This is a genomic window from Carboxylicivirga longa (assembly GCF_050589825.1).
GTDB classification, from domain to species: Bacteria; Bacteroidota; Bacteroidia; order Bacteroidales; family Marinilabiliaceae; genus Carboxylicivirga; species Carboxylicivirga longa.
This window is the reverse complement of record NZ_JBNGOZ010000006.1, coordinates 195,367-214,576: the sequence shown is the minus strand read 5'-3', so window position 1 is coordinate 214,576 and position 19,210 is coordinate 195,367. Positions and strand designations below refer to the sequence as shown.

Sequence of the window (19,210 nt, the reverse complement as noted above, 5' to 3'; positions counted from 1 at the left end):
TTTTAATCTTTAAAAGACGAAGGAATCATGAGAAAAGAAGATAAAAGTACACTGGTCAACGAACTGTTGACAAATCTGAATGAGTACAGCCACTTCTATGTAACAGAAGCCGGCGGTTTAAATTCAGAAGCGAGCAGTAATCTGCGTCGTGCCTGCTACAACCAGGAAGTTAAAATGTTAATGGTAAAAAATACCATTCTCAAAAAGGCTCTGGAGCAGCTGGAAGGCGACTATGATGAGATGTATCCTGTTTTGAAAGGAACAACAGCCGTAATGTTTTCAAACACCGGTAACGTTCCTGCAAGATTAATCAAGGAATTCTCAAAAAAGAATGACAAGCCAACACTGAAAGGTGCTTACGTTGAGGAATCATTGTATGTAGGTGCTGATCAACTTGAAACGCTTTGCAATATCAAGTCGAAGGATGAGTTACTTGGCGATGTTATCGGATTACTACAATCTCCAATGAAGAATGTTGTTTCTGCGCTTCAATCAGGAGGTTCAACAATACATGGTTTATTACAAACCTTAGCAGAAAAAGAATAAAAAAAGTACAAACAATATTTAATAAATAGAAAAATGGCTGATATCAAAAAGCTTGCAGAAGAGTTAGTAAATTTAACTGTTAAAGAAGTTAACGAACTTGCTGAAGTATTAAAAGAAGAGTACGGTATCGAACCTGCTGCTGCTGCTGTAGCTGTTGCTGGTCCTGCTGCTGGTGGCGAAGCTGCTGCTGCTGAACAAACTGAGTTTGACGTAATCTTAAACGCTGCTGGTGGTTCTAAATTAGCTATCGTTAAGTTAGTAAAAGAAATGACTGGCGTTGGTCTGAAAGAAGCTAAGGAATTAGTTGACAAAGCTCCAACTGCATTGAAGGAGAAAGTTACTAAGGAAGAGGCTGAAGCATTAAAATCTCAATTAGAAGAAGCGGGAGCAGAAGTTGAACTTAAGTAATTTTAGTCCTATATAAGGATTTCCGGTTTAGGAACCCCACACAACGGGGCTCCTAAACCTTTTTGTGCTTTTATATTTTAGGTTCAATAAATAAGTTGATAGATGACTCCAAATACTACAGAAAGGATTAGTTTTGCTACCATCCAGAATAGGTTGAATTACCCTGATTTACTGGAGGTTCAATTAAAATCTTTCCGCGAATTTTTTCAGATGGGTACAACCCCTGAAGAGCGGACATTGGAGGGGCTGTATCAGGTTTTCAACGAGAATTTTCCCATCACGGATACAAGAAACAATTTTGTACTTGAGTTTCTTGACTTCTCGATCGATCCTGCCCGTTACACCATTCCAGAGTGCATAGAAAGAGGTTTAACCTATAGCGTGCCTCTAAAAGCCAAGTTAAAGTTATATTGTACCGATCCTGAACATGAGGACTTCGATACCGTAGTACAAGACGTATATCTGGGCACTATTCCTTACATGACCGATAAGGGTAGTTTTATCATTAATGGCGCTGAGCGCGTTGTGGTAAGCCAGTTACACCGTTCGCCCGGGGTATTCTTTGGGCAAAGTGTACACGCCAACGGTACAAAATTATACTCTGCACGTATCATCCCTTTCAAAGGGTCATGGATTGAATTTGCTACCGATATCAACAGTGTGATGTATGCTTACATCGACAGGAAGAAAAAATTACCTGTGACAACATTGTTGAGAGCCATTGGTTACGAAGGCGACAAAGATATTTTGGCCATTTTTGATTTGGCCGACGAAATTAAAGTTAATAAAGCAAGCCTTAAAAAAGTAGTTGGCCGTAAGCTGGCTGCTCGTGTTCTAAAGAGCTGGATTGAGGATTTCGTGGATGAGGATACAGGTGAAGTGGTGTCGATCGAGCGTAACGAAGTTATTATCGATCGTGAGACCGTAATCACCGATGAACATGTTGAGGAAATTATTGACTCCGGAGCAAAAACAATTCTTCTTCACAAAGAGAACCAAAACCTTTCTGATTTCGCCATTATTTATAATACGTTACAGAAGGACCCTTGTAACTCCGAAAAAGAAGCCGTAGTTCACATCTATCGACAATTGCGGAATGCTGAGCCACCTGATGAGGCAACAGCGCGCGACGTGATCGATAAGCTTTTCTTCTCCGATAAACGATATGATCTTGGAGAAGTAGGTCGCTACCGACTGAATAAAAAATTGAACCTAAGTACCGACTGGGAAAATAAAGTGCTGACGCGCGAAGATATTATCGCCATCATCAAGCATTTGATCCAGTTGATTAATTCTAAGACCGATGTTGATGATATTGACCACTTAAGTAACCGTCGTGTAAGAACCGTAGGTGAACAAATGGCCAATCAGTTTGGCGTAGGTTTAGCCCGTATGGCCCGTACCATTCGCGAGCGAATGAATGTACGCGACAATGAGGTGTTTACACCCATCGATCTGATTAATAGCAAGACCTTGTCGTCGGTTATTAATAGTTTCTTTGGAACTAACGCCCTTTCTCAGTTCATGGATCAAACCAACCCATTGGCTGAGATTACGCACAAGCGTCGTATGTCGGCACTCGGACCGGGTGGTCTGTCGCGTGAGCGTGCCGGTTTTGAGGTGCGTGACGTTCACTATACGCACTATGGTCGTTTGTGTCCGATTGAAACACCGGAAGGTCCAAACATTGGTTTGATTTCTTCGCTGTGTGTATATGCAAAAATTAATGATCTAGGATTTATCGAAACGCCTTACCGTAAGGTGACTGAGGGACAGGTTGAATTGTCTAATGAAGGCGTATCATATCTGACCGCTGAGGAAGAGGAGTCGAAGATAATTGCCCAGGCCAACGCGCCGCTCGATGCCGAAGGTAAGTTCGTAAATGATCGTGTGAAAGCACGTGAAGAGGGTGATTTCCCCGTAGTAGAGCCCGGCGAGGTACACATGATGGATGTGGCACCTAACCAGATTGCTTCGGTTGCCGCTTCATTAATTCCTTTCCTTGAGCACGATGATGCTAACCGTGCACTGATGGGATCGAACATGATGCGTCAGGCCGTACCTTTGTTACGTCCTGAATCGCCGATTGTGGGTACCGGATTGGAAGGTAAGCTGATTGAGGATTCTCGTACGCATATTGTTGCTGAAGGCGACGGTGTGGTGGAATACGTGGATGCTGATGAGATTGTAATCCGTTACGATTATACTGACGATGAGCGTTTCGTGAGCTTTGATGGCGAGACAAAGCGTTATCCAATTGTCAAATATCAGAAAACGAACCAGAATACCTGTATCGACATTAAGCCTTTGGTGACCAAAGGACAGCGTGTTACTAAGGGTATGATTATGACTGAGGGTTATTCCACCGAGAAAGGTGAGCTTGGGCTGGGTCGTAACCTGAAGGTGGCATTCATGCCCTGGAAAGGTTATAACTTTGAGGACGCCATCGTAATTTCTGAGAAAGTGGTACGCGACGATGTATTTACTTCGGTACACATTGATGAGTATTCGTTGGAAGTACGCGACACCAAGCGGGGTATGGAAGAGTTAACTTCTGATATACCTAATGTGAGTGAGGAAGCGACCAAGGATCTTGATGAAAATGGTTTGATTCGTATTGGCGCCCACGTAACACCGGGTGATATCCTTATTGGTAAGATTACACCCAAAGGCGAGAGTGATCCTACGCCGGAAGAGAAATTACTGCGTGCCATTTTTGGTGAAAAGGCGGGTGATGTAAAAGATGCTTCGCTGAAAGCCTCACCTTCATTAAAGGGTGTGGTAATCGACAAGAAGCTGTTCTCGCGTATTGTTAAAGATCGTAAGTCTCGTACTTCTGAGAAGAGTCAGATCGCCAAGATCGATGAGGATTTCATCAGGGCTACAGAGGAGTTGAAAGGCCGTTTGGTTGACAAGCTCTTCAGCCAGGTGAATGGTAAAACTTCTCAGGGTGTGAAGGATTATTATGAGGTTGACGTGGTTTCTAAAGGAACCAAGTTTACTCAGAAAATTCTGAACGAGATTGATTATATAAATGTAAATCCGAATAAGTGGACTACCGATAAAGATAAGAATGAGCTTATCGCAAGGGTAATTCACAACTACCGGATGAAGTACAAGGAGTTGGAAGCCAAAGAAAAACGCCAGAAGTACAATGTTACGATTGGTGATGAGCTTCCTGCTGGTATCGTACAGCTTGCCAAAGTATATATTGCCAAGAAACGGAAGATTACCGTAGGTGATAAGATGGCAGGGCGTCACGGTAACAAGGGTATTGTGTCGCGTATTGTGCGTCAGGAAGATATGCCTTTCCTTGAAGACGGAACACCGGTTGATATCTGTTTGAACCCACTGGGTGTACCATCGCGTATGAACTTGGGACAGATTTACGAAACCGTATTGGGATGGGCTGGTTTGAAGCTTGGTGTTAAGTTTGCAACGCCAATTTTCGACGGTGCTACCATGGATGACATGAACAAATGGACCGACGATGCCGGCATACCACGTTACGGACGTACTTATTTGTACGACGGCGGTACCGGTGAGCGTTTCCACCAGCCTGCAACTGTGGGTGTAATCTACATGTTGAAGCTGGGTCACATGGTGGAAGATAAGATGCACGCCCGTTCCATTGGTCCTTACTCATTAATTACGCAGCAGCCCTTGGGTGGTAAAGCTCAGTTTGGTGGTCAGCGTTTTGGTGAGATGGAGGTATGGGCATTAGAGGCCTTTGGTGCCGCTAATATCCTGCAGGAGATCCTGACGGTGAAGTCGGATGACGTGATCGGTAGAGCCAAGGCGTATGAGTCAATTGTGAAGGGTGACGGACTGCCACAGCCGGGTATTCCCGAGTCGCTGAACGTGCTGCTTCACGAGATGAGAGGTCTTGGACTAAGTGTGAACCTTGATTAATAGTCTGATCGAAGCGGATTACCCCCTGGGGTATCCGCTTGATAACCATATTATATAATTTACAATAATACTCTACGCTATATGGCATTTAGAAGAGATCAGAAACAAAAAAGCAGCTTCAATAAAATCACTATTGGCTTAGCTTCTCCTGAAGAGATTCTGGAGATGTCGAGTGGTGAGGTTTTGAAGCCCGAAACAATAAATTACCGCACATACAAACCCGAGCGCGACGGATTATTCTGTGAGCGTATTTTCGGTCCTGTAAAGGATTATGAGTGTCATTGTGGTAAATATAAGCGTATCCGTTACCGCGGTATCGTTTGCGACCGTTGTGGTGTTGAAGTAACAGAGAAGAAGGTACGTCGCGAGCGTATGGGTCATATATCATTGGTGGTGCCCGTAGCCCATATTTGGTATTTTAAATCGTTGCCCAACAAAATTGGTTACCTATTAGGTTTGCCAACAAAAAAACTTGATACCATCATTTATTATGAGCGTTATGTTGTAATTAATGCGGGTGTGAAAGCCGAGGATGGTATCAACAAAATGGATTTCTTAACTGAAGAAGAGTACCTGGATATTCTGGAGACGCTTCCTAAAGAAAACCAGCACCTCGATGATGATGATCCCAATAAGTTCATCGCCAAAATGGGTGCCGAGGCCTTGCATATGTTGCTGGGGCGCCTTGATTTGGATTCTTTATCTTATGATCTGCGTCATAAGGCCAACACCGAAACATCGCAGCAGCGTAAGAATGAAGCGCTGAAGCGTTTGAACGTAGTGGAGTCTTTCCGCGATTCACAAGGAATTAACCGTCCTGAGTGGATGGTGGTGAAGGTGGTACCCGTTATTCCGCCTGAACTGCGTCCTTTGGTGCCGCTTGATGGTGGCCGTTTTGCCACTTCTGATCTTAACGACCTTTACCGTCGTGTGATTATTCGTAACAACCGTTTGAAGCGATTAATCGAGATCAAAGCACCTGAAGTAATCCTGCGTAACGAGAAGCGTATGCTCCAGGAGTCGGTGGATTCACTGTTTGATAACTCACGTAAATCAAATGCCGTTAAAACAGATTCTAACCGTCCATTGAAATCTTTGAGCGATAGCTTGAAAGGTAAGCAAGGACGTTTCCGTCAGAACCTGTTGGGTAAGCGTGTTGACTATTCAGCACGTTCGGTAATTGTTGTGGGCCCTGAGTTAAACATGCACGAGTGTGGTCTGCCAAAGGATATGGCCGCAGAGCTGTATAAGCCTTTTGTAATCCGTAAGCTTATTGAGCGGGGGGTTGTAAAAACGGTAAAATCAGCCAAGAAGATTGTGGATCGTAAGGATCCGGTAGTATGGGATATACTTGAAAATGTATTGAAAGGACACCCGGTACTGCTGAACCGTGCTCCTACGCTTCACCGTTTAGGTATTCAGGCTTTCCAGCCGAAACTGATCGAGGGAAAAGCCATTCAGTTACACCCGCTTGCCTGTGCCGCGTTTAACGCCGACTTCGATGGTGACCAGATGGCTGTTCACTTGCCTTTAGGCAATGCCGCTATACTAGAAGCACAGATGCTGATGCTGGCATCTCAAAATATATTGAACCCTGCCAACGGTGCACCGATTACCGTGCCATCGCAGGATATGGTGCTGGGTCTGTACTACATGACCAAAGCCCGTGAAGGAGCCAAGGGTGAAGGGCTAATGTTCTATTCACCTGCGGAAACAAAGATCGCTTATAACGAGAAGCGTGCCGACTTGCATGCCATCGTAAAGGTGAAGACTTTTGATACAGATGAGCAGGGCGAAATCGTAGAAAAAGTGATTGAGACCACAGTAGGTCGTATCCTTTTTAACGAGTTTGTGCCGCGCGAAGCTGGTTATATTAATAGTGTACTGACTAAGAAAGCATTGCGTGACATTATTGGAGATGTTCACAAAGTGTGCGGTACACCCAAGACAGCAGCTTTCCTTGATGCAATTAAGAACTTAGGTTATCGTATGGCCTTCGAAGGTGGATTGTCCTTTAACTTAGGTGATGTGATCATACCGAAAGAGAAGGAAACACTGGTTCAGGAAGGTTATGACGAGGCTGCTGAAGTGATGAATAACTATAATATGGGTTTCATCACCAACAACGAACGTTACAATCAGATTATCGATATCTGGACGCATGTTAATGCCCGTCTGACTCAAACACTGATGAATCAGATTAGTACCGATAATCAAGGGTTTAACTCTGTATATATGATGCTTGATTCCGGTGCGAGGGGTTCGAAAGAGCAGATTCGTCAGTTATCAGGTATGAGGGGTCTGATGGCCAAGCCGCAAAAAGCGGGTGCTGAAGGGGGTCAGATTATTGAAAACCCAATTCTCTCGAACTTTAAAGAGGGTCTGTCGGTACTGGAGTACTTTATTTCTACCCACGGTGCCCGTAAGGGTCTTGCGGATACCGCCCTGAAAACAGCGGATGCGGGTTACCTGACACGTCGTCTGGTAGATGTATCGCAGGATGTTGTCATTCTGGAAGAGGACTGTGGTACTTTGCGCGGACTTACGGCAACAGATATCAAGAACAACGAAGAGATTGTGGCTTCCTTGTACGAGCGTATCCTGGGGCGTGTGTCGGTACATGATATTTACCACCCCAATACTGGCGAGTTGATTATCAAGTCAGGTCAGGAATTCAGTGAGACAGAAGCCCGCATTGTTAATGATTCGCCAATTGAGCGTGTTGAGATTCGCTCGGTGCTGACTTGTGAGTCCAAAAAAGGTGTTTGTGCCAAGTGTTATGGTCGTAACCTGGCTACCGGACGCATGGTTCAGTTGGGTGAGTCTGTGGGTGTTATTGCTGCTCAGTCGATTGGTGAGCCGGGTACACAGCTTACTCTTCGTACTTTCCACGTAGGGGGTACTGCTGGTAACATCACTTCGGAGAACAAAATCTTTGCCAAGTACGATGGTATCGTAGAGATCGATGAATTGCGTACCGTTCCGTCAAAAACTGATGAAGGAGAAGACGTGGATGTGGTAATTGGTCGTCTGGCAGAATTACGCATTGTTGATAAAAACACAAATATATCCTTAACAACACACCCAATTCCTTACGGTGCGAAGCTGTTCATTAAGAACGGTGCCGAGATCAAGAAGGATGATGTGATTTGTGAGTGGGATCCATATAACGCACTGATTATTTCTGAGAAAAAGGGTAAAGTGGCTTTCGAAAATATGATCGATGGCGTTACCTATAAGGAAGAGTCAGATGAGCAGACCGGATTCCGCGAGAAGGTAGTAACTGAAACGCGTGATAAGACTAAGAACGCTGGCTTACGTGTGGTAAGTGCCGATGGTGAGGTGTTGAAAAACTACAACTTACCGGTGGGAGCTCACATGGCAGTTGATGAAGGTGATGCTGTTGAGCAAGGTCAGATTTTGGCTAAGATCCCGCGTGCTGTTGGTAAAGCAGGCGATATTACCGGGGGTCTGCCGCGTGTAACTGAGTTGTTCGAAGCTCGTAACCCAAGTAACCCTGCTGTGGTTTCTGAGGTGGATGGAGAGGTAACATTCGGTAAGATCAAGCGGGGTAACCGCGAGATTATCGTAACTACCAAAGCCGGTGATGTGAAGAAGTACCTGGTTTCTCTATCGAAGCAGATCCTGGTTCAGGAGAACGACTACGTACGGGCCGGTACCCCATTGTCTGACGGAGCAACAACGCCAAATGATATTTTGAGTATTAAAGGGCCTACCGCTGTTCAGGAATACATTGTAAACGAAGTACAAGATGTATATCGCTTGCAGGGTGTGAAGATCAACGATAAGCACTTTGAGATCATCGTACGTCAGATGATGCGTAAGGTAGATATTGCGGATCCGGGTGATACTAAGTTCCTAGAGAAACAAATCGTGGATAAGGTTGAATTCATGGAAGAAAACGACAATATTTGGGGTAAGAAAGTTGTGGAAGATGCCGGTGATTCATCGACATTGAAAGCAGGTATGATTATCACCGCACGTCGTTTACGCGATGAAAACTCGCAGCTAAAACGTCGTGACCTTAAGCTGGTTACCGCGCGCGAAGCCATTCCTGCAACATCGGGTCAGGTGCTGCAAGGAATCACACGTGCCGCACTGCAAACCAAGAGCTTTATGTCGGCAGCGTCCTTCCAGGAAACAACAAAAGTGCTTAATGAAGCAGCCATTCAGGGTAAAGTTGATAAGCTTGAAGGCCTGAAGGAAAATGTGATCTGTGGTCACTTAATTCCTGCCGGTACCGGTGTACGCAACTTCACCAAAGTAGTGGTTGGCTCCAAAGCCGAGTACGATAACCTGGTTAGCAAGCAAGCTGCCAGCGAAGAAGTAGAATAAATACACTGAATACGATAGAAGAGGGGGAAGCACAATTGTGTCTTCCCCTTTTTTAAACAATTCAACATGTGTGAAATACGGAAAGCGGTGTTTTAAGAGCTTGTCTTCTATAATTTTCTGAAAGGGATATGCAATGTTTTAACTACTGCCTTCTGACTATGAACTAACAAACTATTTATACTATGGAAGACAAGAAGAATCAAAATCAGCTGAACATTGAATTAAACGAAGAAGTGTCACAAGGAACCTACTCTAACTTAGCCATTATTACACATTCTCCGGCTGAGTTTGTCCTTGATTTTGTGCGGATTATGCCGGGTGTTCCTAAAGCCCAAGTGAAATCGCGTGTGATTATCACTCCCGAGCATGCTAAGCGCCTGATGAACGCCTTAAAAGATAATATTGCGCGCTTTGAATCGTTGCATGGCCCCATCAAAAATACTGACAATAATGGGTCGGGTCCTGTTATGCCCATGAACTTCGGGCCCGCGGGCCAGGCATAATTGAAGTATTTAACATTTCATCGTAATAAATGCGTACTAATTCGCAAGGCCACGTGAATTGAAGTGTAAAAATTTGAAAGAAACGGAGCATCATGTTCCGTTTTTTTTTATTTTCACAAAAAAAATGTAATATGTATTACCAATTTGCACTGCGATTTTTACTTATCAGCTTAATTTTTACTTCGTGTCAGGCCCCGGCTAAGAACCGAGAGGGGCATGAACTACGTCTTGGTTGTGAGAGATTAGAAGAATACTTGCCGCTTTTAAATGGCAAACAAGTGGGTTTACTTGTTAATCATACATCTTTAGTTGGGCAAACCCATTTAATCGATACCTTACTGACGCGTGGTATAAATGTTGCTAAAATCTATGCTCCGGAACATGGTTTCCGAGGAAAGGCGGATGCCGGTGAGCATATTAAGAGTGGGCAAGATGTTAAAACCGGCTTACCCGTTGTCTCACTTTATGGAAAACATAAGAAACCCAATAAGCAAGACCTGGAGGGTGTTGATGTTGTAATATTCGATATCCAGGATGTGGGAGCCCGTTTTTACACCTATATTTCCTCCATGCATTATATGATGGAAGCTTGTGCCGAAAACAGCATCCCCATGCTGGTGTTGGATCGTCCTAATCCTAATGGAGATTATTATGACGGTCCTGTTTTAGATCTGGAATTTCAGTCATTTGTTGGCATGCATCCAATACCCATCGTTCATGGATTAACGGTAGGGGAGCTCGCTCAGATGATTAATGGTGAGAGATGGTTGAATGATTCAGTGCAGTGTGATTTGCAGGTGGTTAAGATGGATAATTATCGACATGAGATGGCTTATTCCTTGCCCGTGAAGCCATCGCCCAACCTGCCCAACGATATTTCAATTCGTCTGTATCCCTCACTCTGCTTTTTTGAGGCTACCGAGATAAGTGTGGGGCGTGGCACCTACATGCCGTTTCAGGTGATTGGCTATCCCGATTCAACTTATGGTGACTTTACTTTTACCCCGGTTAGCATTGAGGGTATGTCAAAGCACCCACCACAACAAGATAAGCTATGTTATGGAGTTGATTTGCGCAATGAGCCCTTAGCGCATCGCTTCACATTGAGCTATTTATTGACATTTTACGAGAAATCAAACTTTAGTGACTCCTTTATCAGCAGAGAGCGCTGGTTTAACCTGTTGGCTGGCAATGATACCTTGCTCAAAAAGATAGAAGCCGGCTGGTCGGAAGTAGAAATACGAGCGAGCTGGAGCAATGAGCTGGAGGATTACGCAACATTACGCAAGCAATATCTTTTGTATCCGTAGCTACATAAGATTGGAAAAGCCATGAGGATATACGGATAATGATTTCGCATAATTAACGGATGTGTGGTGTTTATTGATAAGTTAGCAACTATTATCAACGCAAACATAGTATAAGAATGAAAATTGAAGAACTTAAATATTGGAGACATGTGTTTGAAAGTAGATATAATGATATCATTGGATTAATTTCTGATTGTAAGGTTATTGGCGATAATTTTAAAAAAAACAGAATCAACAATGATGATTTAAAGTTCAATGTGTTCACTCTTATTTCTCCAAAATATCATTATGAAAATCTACATAGCGATTTTATATTTTCATTTATAGATCCAACAAAGAAGCACAAAGAAAATGACCTTTATTTAAAGTTATTTATTGACATGATAGATATAGAGCTTGTTAAAAAAGAAGACTTTAGGACAGCTAAAATATATCGTGAGGTTGATAATATAGATATTTCTATTAGAGATGCTAATTCAAAAAAAGCAATTATTGTTGAAAATAAAATAAACAATGCAGTTGATCAGGAAAAGCAATTACCTAGATATTATAATTTACTTAAAAAGGAATTTGAGATTGTTGCAATTATCTATCTGACATTAGATGATTGTAAAACTGTAAATACTTCTGATTGGTCAAAGAAAGAGTTAGATAAGATTAAACCTTTGATTAAACAGATTCCTTCATATACAAATCTAGAAGGTAAAAGGAGCTTATTTTCAAACTGGATACAGCCTGCTATTGAAGCATCAAAAAGAAGTGAAAACAAATTTATACTTCAGCAATACAGTAAGTTGATTAAATTTTTAAATACAAATAATATGGATACAGCTTCGTTGAAATTATTTCGTGAAAAACTATTAGAAGCAAATAACTTGGAAACTTCGATGTCAATTAAAAATATGATGGAAGAATTACCTGAATATTTGGCAATTAGAATTGAAGAAAAATTTATTAATAATTGTTACCCTTTTGAGAAAGTTGAGAGATTGGGAACTGCGGTTTATTTTTCAGGTTTTACATTTGATAATATTCCTTTATTGCTGAGAGTGGCATTTGGAGAAGATCCTTTTAATTGTAAATATTTAGTAAATTTTTATACTGAAAAAGAGAAATATAGTATGGTTGAGCAATATCGAGATGAATTTAAGATATTGTCAACATTTAATCCTTCAGAAGGTAAGGAAAATGATATATGTCAGTATTACAATTTTAATCAAGAGTTAAAAGTTATTGAATTAATAGAAACCCTATGTATTGAATTAAAAAATTTAATTGAATAAATAATAGTTGCCAACAATGGCTAATAAAGCATTGGGGGGCAGTGCTAAATTGAAAGCTTCTGCAAAGCTGCCCACCGCCAAATCGTTGATTTGGCTTTGTGAGACGAAGAGGTAAAAGCAAAATACAACGCTTTGGCTATTTAGCATTTTGAAAGGAAAATCTGGTAACATTTCTCCAACGCTTCATAGCCTGACCGGGTGCAGCAAGCAGAAAAAACATTAGGATCAACGAATAATTCCATTATTCAATGCATAAAGAGCTTTGAATACCAACATTTGGTTTTTTTTTATAAAAAATGAGCGATGAATAAGAATACATCAATAAGCTTAGGAAATCATTTTTATTTTATCCTTGCGTTTTTCCGCCTGTTGTTAATGTCTTCGTCTGCCCGTGCTGCTGAGCCGGATAGTCTCAGGCAGTGTGATGAATATTCGCCTGTTTGGCAGCGCTTTGAGTTTCTGAAGCAAAGCGGGAGTAACTTTCCCATCGAGGATCTGGATCGTGAGCGCATTGTTTTCGGCATCGCTGAAAAGGGGCAGCAGTGGGAGCCTTTAGTGCATCGCTATGCCGATGTGCCTGTGCTGACCATAGAGCAAACCGATGAGCAAGAGAAGGTTTTAGCTTCTTCTGATCATCTTATTGCGGTGGTAACAGCCGATCAAGCCCTTCCTAAATACTTGTTGAGCGATAGTATTCGATGTTTATCCCTTATCGTGCTGGGTGACACCCTGGAATTGCCCATGGCAGATTTAAGGGCGGCTGCGGATTATGTGCTTTATTGTCCGCTAAACAACACTATCAGTCGTGACCTGTCCGTTCAGGTAGTTTTTAATGCCCTGACACTGGGTGAAGAACTGACGCATTATGATACGAGGCAACGCCTGCGCTACGTGCCTGGCGCTGTCTTTGGTTTGGCCGATGAGCGTATTCAAACCCGGGTGGATAGCATTGTGCAGCAGGCTATCACAGCCACTGCATTTCCCGGTTGCCGTGTTCTGGTGGCCTATAAGGGGGCAGTGATCTTTAATGGCAGCTACGGCCATCATACCTATGATAAGCGCATTGCAGTGCAGCCACACGATGTGTACGATCTGGCATCGGTAACCAAGATTGCCGGCCCGCTGCCACTGATTATTAAGGCCTGCGATGATGGTTTGATGCATCTTGATCAACCATTTAGCCGTTACTGGCCTGATTGGAAAAGCACCCTCTTTCATCGCTCCAACAAGGATACTATTTCCTTGCGTTCCGTATTGGCGCATCAGGCGCGTCTTGCACCGTATATCAACTACTACCCGATGACGATGAAGAATGGGGAGTATCAGTCTCGGTATTATCGTATCAATCCTTCTGAAAAATATTCGCTGGCTGTTGCCCCTAATCTATTTCTCTCGCGTTCATTTACCAAGAAGGTATATAAAGCCATTCGCAAGTCAGATTTGCTGCCCGATGTTGGCTATAAGTACAGTGGCTTGTCGTTTATGCTTTATCCGCAGCTGCTGAGTAACTTATATTCTGATGATTATGAGACAATGCTGTATCGCCATTTTTTCGATCAGCTAGGTGCCTCTTCTTTATGTTATAATCCACTGAACAAATTGGCGCACAGTCGTATTGTGCCCACCGAGTACGATGCTCACTACCGAAGAACTCAGCTGAAAGGGCAGGTGCACGATGAGGCTGCCGCCATTATGGGAGGTGTGTCGGGCAATGCGGGCTTGTTTGGCAGTGCCTACGATGTGGCAAAGCTGATGCAGCTATATCTGCAAAAGGGAAGTTACGGTGGCCGTTCTTACCTATCATCCACCATGCTGGATGCTTTTACGCGTGTTCAATATCCACAAAGCGATAACCGTCGTGGGGCTGGCTTTGATAAACCCTTGCCCGGCAACGATACATTGTCCATCGAAAATAGTTATCCGGCACCGGCAGTGAGCGCCCAAAGTTATGGGCACAGTGGTTTTACCGGTACTTTCGTGTGGGTTGATCCGCAATATGATTTGGTTTATATATTTCTTTCAAATCGCGTATACCCCAGTCGCAATAATCCTTTAATTTACCGGATGAATGTGCGACCATCCATCCAGCAGGTGTTTTATGAAGCCATAGAGGAGAGGGATTGATTACCAATCGTCTGGCAGCTCCTGCTGATTAGGCTCGGGATATTCAGGATTACTGTTCATCTTATAGAAAATCTGACTCTCGGTAATATCCATCTCGATGACCTTCATCTGAATCAGGTTAATAAGGATCTTCTCAGCCTTGCGGGGGCTGATATTGGCCATGCCGCAGAACTTTGAAAAGGTGATATAACCATGTATTCCCAGGTAGGTGAGCAGCTTACTCTCTGCATATTTGATTTTAAGGAGCGATCCACCGGGCTGTTTTTCGCGCTTCCACACTTCCGTTAATATGCGATTGGCCACCAGGTTCTGATCCTTAACGCGTACATAGTAGGTCGCTTTTCCGTCCTTGTCGGGCGCTGAGTGAGGTCGCTTTTTACTTTTTTCAATGATGATTTCCAGTACAGTTTTGCCATCCATCTCCCACTTACGAGTTTGAAACTCCACCGCCGGCCTACAATGCCGCTTGGCGGCTGCCTCTATCATATAATATTCCTCGTCAGACTCAACGCCCGCGACCTTACCGTTGTCTTTCACACCGATGAGTAGACGTCCGCCTTCCGTATTGGCAAAAGCTGCAATGGAGCGGGCTATCTTTTTGGTATCTGTAATGGCAAACTTAAAATCCTGCTTCAGGTGTTCACCTTCCAGAATCATCTGCTGTAGTTCTGTTTGATTCACTGTTGTTTAATTTTTGGCAAAGATCGGAAAAATGAAAGGATAAATAAAAAGCCATTCCTAGTGCAGGAGCTCCCCTTAAAAGTGACGATAAAAGAATGTATTCGTGCAATGTGCTGATAGTTAGCTATTGAGAATGATTATTAATAAGGATTTTTTTCAGCATAGAGAAAAAAAATACTGGACAGCGATGTTAAAAAAACTTAACTTTTAAAGAAATAATTCTCTATACCCAGTTAAGTAAACCCTTAAATCAACAATTATGGCTGAAGTAAAACAGTTGGTAAAAGGACTGGCCGATCAACACGGCCGCAGCATGGAGAGCCTTTTGCCCATTCTTCAAGGAATTATAAATCAGGAGCAGCATATCTCGGAGGATGCTATGGTGGAGGTGGCGCGCGAGCTCAATATTTCAGCAGCTCAGGTGTATGGCACCGCTACCTTCTACTCTTTCTTGCATACCAAGCCTTTGGGTAAATATGTAATCCGGGTGTGCAAAACAATTACTTGCATGATGCATGGTAAGAATCAAATTATTCAGGAGCTGGAAGCTGTGCTGAAAATTAACTTGGGAGAAACAACACACGATCGGCTGTTTACGCTGCTCGAAACCAACTGTTTGGGGCAGTGTCATAAAGGGCCCGCCATGTTGGTTAACGATGAGCCTTATACCGAACTGACGCCTGAAAAAGTGCGTGCGATTATTATGAAATATAAACAGCAGGAGTTGAATGTTAATTAACAGTGCCGGGGTTTTATAAAATACGCAAGCGATGAAAAAGAATTTGCAAAGACTGGATCTTATTTTCAAGAATGAACACGATACCGAAGTAATACTCAGGAAAACCATTGGGCGTAAATGCGATGATGTGATTAATGATTTGATTAGCTCGGGTTTGAAAGGCCGAGGTGGAGCTGGCTTTCCAACGGGTTTAAAATGGAAGCTGGCAGCCGAAGCTAATCAGCCCGATAAGTTTGTGATTTGTAATGCCGATGAGGGGGAGCCTGGTACTTTTAAAGATCGTGAGATATTATCAAGTGTACCACATAAAGTGCTTACAGGCATGGCGGTGTGTGCGCACATCATAGGTGCTAAAAAGGGTTTTATTTACCTGCGGGGGGAGTATAAATTTTTAAAGCCCTCCTTACAAAAGGTCATTGATGATTTTCATGTGCTGCTTGATGACTTAAAAATTGATTTAAGAGTGGCCATTTTTTTGGGAAGTGGCGCCTATATCTGTGGCGAAGAAAGTGCCTTGTTTGAAAGCATGGAAGGTAAGCGGGGCGAGCCGCGCAATAAGCCGCCATTCCCCACCGATTTTGGCTATAAAGGACAACCCACCGTAATTAACAATGTGGAGACTTTGGCACATACTTATTCCATCTTAAAATACGGTCCCGATAAATTCAAGGATCTGGGAGTGCAGGATTCGCGGGGCTCCAAAGTGTTTTCTGTTTCCGGTGATACGCCCATTCCGGGCATTTACGAGCTGGAGTTTGGCATGTCGCTCCAGAAGTTTGTGGATGATTTTGGCGATGGCGACTCCAAGGCTGTGCAGGTAGGAGGAGCCTCGGGCTTTTGTGTGCCGCGTAAAAAGTTTGAAAAAACCATCATTGGTTATCAGGGCAAGCTAAGGGGCACATCCCTGCCCACGGGTGGTTCCATGATGATTTTTAACTCATCGCGTTCGATGTATAACGTATTGCATAACTACCTCGACTTCTTTGTGGAGGAGTCATGTGGTCAGTGCACACCGTGCCGGGTAGGTACGCAGCAGTTGTTGCTGGGTATTCAGGCCGTTAAAAAGGGCGAACAGCCCTCATCCTACCTCGATCGTTTGCTCGATTTGGCTGAGGCCATGCGGGTGACGGCCAAATGTGGCCTGGGACAATCGGTGGCCAATTCCTTCTCATCCATCGTTGAGAATTTCAGAGAAGAAATGATTTACTAACCTCAAAAGCCTCAAAGATGTCAGATAAGATTAATCTTAAAATCGATAATATTGCCGTTAGTATTCATAGCGGAGCTACAATACTGGAAGCGGCTCGTAAAGTAAATATTCGTATTCCTACCTTGTGCTATCACGAGGATTTATGTGTGGCCGGTAACTGCCGGGTGTGTGTGGTGGAACAAAGCGGTAGTGATCGCTTGTTGCCCTCCTGTGCCATGCCTGTGGCCGAAGGTATGGAGATTCATACCAACAGCATGAAGGTGCGCAGTGCCCGCAAGCAAATTATTGAGCTGCTGGTAAGTGAGCACCGTGCCGACTGTACCCGGTGCTATAAAAACGGTAAGTGTGAGCTTCAGGAGTTGGCCTCGGAATACATTATTGGCGACAATGGCTTTATCGACCTGGTGGCACACAAGGGCTATACCATTGATAATTTTTCGCCTTCCATTATCAAGGACGATAGTAAGTGTATTCGCTGTCAGCGTTGTGTGCGCACCTGCGATCAGCTGCAGAGCATCAGTGCATTAACGGTGGCCCATAAAGGGGAAGATATGAAAATATCCTCATTTTTCGATAAGCCCATGTTTGAAGTGGTGTGTACCAACTGTGGGCAGTGTGTGAATCGTTGTCCAACGGGTGCCTTAACCGAGAAAACCTATCTGGATGAGGTGTGGTCCGCCTTGAATGCAGAGCATAAGCATGTGGTGGTGCAAACGGCACCGGCTGTGCGCATTGCCCTGGGGGAGGCATTGGGCATGCCGCCTGGTGAGATTGTGACCGGTAAGATGGTGACGGCCCTCCGTCGTCTGGGGTTTAGCTCAGTGTTGGATACCGATTTTACTGCCGACTTAACCATTATCGAAGAGGGTAATGAGTTGCTACAGCGTTTGAAAAAAGTGGTCAAGGAGAAGGATACTTCCGTGCGATTGCCCATGACTACCTCCTGCTCTCCCGGGTGGGTGAAGTTTATCGAGCATGCTTTTCCGGAGTTGTTGCCCAATGTGTCAACGGCCAAATCGCCGCAGCAAATGTTTGGAGCCTTGGCGAAGACTTATTATGCCCAAAAGATAGGGGTAGATCCCAAAGACATGGTCAGTGTATCGGTGATGCCCTGTACGGCTAAGAAGTATGAGGCCGACCGACCTGAGATGCGCAGTAGCGGATATAAAGATGTTGATTATGTGCTTACAACGCGGGAGCTGGCCCTGATGATTAAACAGGCGGGTATTGATTTTGCTTCTTTGCCCGATGATGAGTACGATAGTATTATGGGTGAGTCAAGTGGAGCAGCCGTTATTTTTGGTGCTACCGGTGGTGTGATGGAAGCGGCATTGCGCACTGCTTATGAGTTGGTGACCGGTCGTGAAGTACCTTTCAATGGCTTGAATATTACACCTGTTCGGGGCATGGAAAGTATCCGAGAGGCTACCATTAAAATGGAGAAAGTGCTGCCGGAATGGGATTTTCTGGAAGGAGTAGAGCTAAAGACTTGTGTAGCGCATGGATTGTCAAATGCCAAGCATGTGATGGAAGCCGTTCGCGATGGTAAGGCGGAGTATCATTTTATTGAGATTATGGCCTGTCCCGGTGGTTGCCTGGGCGGTGGCGGACAACCGATCCCTACCTCGCCTGAGATAAGAAAGAAACGAAGTGAGGCTATTTATCGGGAAGACGCGTTAAAGCCCATTCGAAAATCGCATGAAAATCCTGAGGTGATGCATCTTTATGAGGCTTTTTTGAAAGCGCCATTGGGTAAAAAGTCACACGAATTATTGCATACCCATTATACTGAAAGAAATCGGTATTAATTAATGAGAAACCGGCTTTGGTCGGTTTCTTTTTATTATTTTGAACTTGATTTTCAAGTTTATAATTATGGATACGAAGCATGAAATAGTTATTTGTTTGGGCAGCTCTTGTTTTTCAAGGGGCAATAAAGACGTTTTGGCGATCGTGAAAGCATTTCTAAAAGAGCATCAGCTCGATGCCGATGTGTTCTTCCATGGCGATTTGTGTGGAGGGAAGTGTGAGGAAGGGCCCATGTTGCGCATTGACGATCAGTTATTTTCTAGGGTAACGGTTGACAATGTGTATGAGATATTAACCAACTTCTTTGAACTCGAACAGGAAACATAAGT

13 protein-coding genes are annotated in these 19,210 nt (G+C 43.8%); 12 read left to right on the top strand and 1 reads right to left on the bottom strand.

Annotation, left to right across the window (positions count from 1 at the left end; genetic code table 11):
- Nucleotides 1-27 precede the first annotated feature (27 nt).
- The 8 genes from rplJ (at nucleotide 28) to ACRD7A_RS07425 (ending at nucleotide 14,442) form a co-directional block, all read left to right on the top strand.
- On the top strand, nucleotides 28-546 hold the full coding sequence (rplJ, locus tag ACRD7A_RS07460; protein ID WP_430810509.1) for a 50S ribosomal protein L10: 519 nt from the start codon (nucleotides 28-30) through the stop codon (nucleotides 544-546).
- A 33-nt stretch (nucleotides 547-579) separates the two neighbouring features.
- The gene (rplL, locus tag ACRD7A_RS07455; RefSeq protein WP_430810508.1) at nucleotides 580-954 is read left to right on the top strand and encodes a 50S ribosomal protein L7/L12; all 375 of its coding nucleotides are present in this window, start codon (nucleotides 580-582) and stop codon (nucleotides 952-954) included.
- A gap of 102 nt (nucleotides 955-1,056) precedes the next feature.
- Nucleotides 1,057-4,866, top strand: coding sequence for a DNA-directed RNA polymerase subunit beta (rpoB, locus tag ACRD7A_RS07450; RefSeq protein ID WP_430810507.1), 3,810 nt, complete (start codon nucleotides 1,057-1,059; stop codon nucleotides 4,864-4,866).
- 81 nt (nucleotides 4,867-4,947) lie between these two features.
- Nucleotides 4,948-9,222, top strand: coding sequence for a DNA-directed RNA polymerase subunit beta' (gene rpoC, locus ACRD7A_RS07445; protein ID WP_430810506.1), 4,275 nt, complete (start codon nucleotides 4,948-4,950; stop codon nucleotides 9,220-9,222).
- Nucleotides 9,223-9,404: 182 nt separating this feature from the next.
- Nucleotides 9,405-9,725 (top strand): DUF3467 domain-containing protein, encoded by a 321-nt coding sequence (locus ACRD7A_RS07440; protein WP_430810505.1) that lies wholly within the window; start codon nucleotides 9,405-9,407, stop codon nucleotides 9,723-9,725.
- A 131-nt stretch (nucleotides 9,726-9,856) separates the two neighbouring features.
- Nucleotides 9,857-11,035 (top strand): exo-beta-N-acetylmuramidase NamZ family protein, encoded by a 1,179-nt coding sequence (locus ACRD7A_RS07435; RefSeq protein ID WP_430810504.1) that lies wholly within the window; start codon nucleotides 9,857-9,859, stop codon nucleotides 11,033-11,035.
- Nucleotides 11,036-11,151: 116 nt separating this feature from the next.
- Nucleotides 11,152-12,318, top strand: coding sequence for a PDDEXK-like family protein (locus ACRD7A_RS07430; protein ID WP_430810503.1), 1,167 nt, complete (start codon nucleotides 11,152-11,154; stop codon nucleotides 12,316-12,318).
- Between the two features lie 303 nt (nucleotides 12,319-12,621).
- Nucleotides 12,622-14,442 (top strand): serine hydrolase domain-containing protein, encoded by a 1,821-nt coding sequence (locus ACRD7A_RS07425; RefSeq protein WP_430810502.1) that lies wholly within the window; start codon nucleotides 12,622-12,624, stop codon nucleotides 14,440-14,442.
- Here ACRD7A_RS07425 and ACRD7A_RS07420 read toward each other — a convergent pair whose 3' ends face one another.
- A complete protein-coding gene (locus ACRD7A_RS07420) occupies nucleotides 14,443-15,123 on the bottom strand; it encodes an AlbA family DNA-binding domain-containing protein (protein WP_430810501.1) in 681 nt (226 codons plus the stop codon).
- Nucleotides 15,124-15,382: 259 nt separating this feature from the next.
- Between ACRD7A_RS07420 and nuoE the strand changes: the two genes are divergently transcribed.
- The 4 genes from nuoE (at nucleotide 15,383) to ACRD7A_RS07400 (ending at nucleotide 19,208) form a co-directional block, all read left to right on the top strand.
- The gene (gene nuoE / locus ACRD7A_RS07415; protein WP_430810500.1) at nucleotides 15,383-15,862 is read left to right on the top strand and encodes an NADH-quinone oxidoreductase subunit NuoE; all 480 of its coding nucleotides are present in this window, start codon (nucleotides 15,383-15,385) and stop codon (nucleotides 15,860-15,862) included.
- Between the two features lie 31 nt (nucleotides 15,863-15,893).
- Nucleotides 15,894-17,072: an NADH-ubiquinone oxidoreductase-F iron-sulfur binding region domain-containing protein gene (locus ACRD7A_RS07410; RefSeq protein WP_430810499.1), complete on the top strand. Its 1,179-nt coding sequence runs from the start codon at nucleotides 15,894-15,896 to the stop codon at nucleotides 17,070-17,072.
- A 17-nt stretch (nucleotides 17,073-17,089) separates the two neighbouring features.
- Entirely contained in the window at nucleotides 17,090-18,880 is a 1,791-nt protein-coding gene (locus ACRD7A_RS07405) for an NADH-dependent [FeFe] hydrogenase, group A6 (RefSeq protein ID WP_430810498.1), read from the top strand.
- Between the two features lie 67 nt (nucleotides 18,881-18,947).
- A complete protein-coding gene (locus ACRD7A_RS07400; RefSeq protein ID WP_430810497.1) occupies nucleotides 18,948-19,208 on the top strand; it encodes an NAD(P)H-dependent oxidoreductase subunit E in 261 nt (86 codons plus the stop codon).
- Nucleotides 19,209-19,210 lie beyond the last annotated feature (2 nt).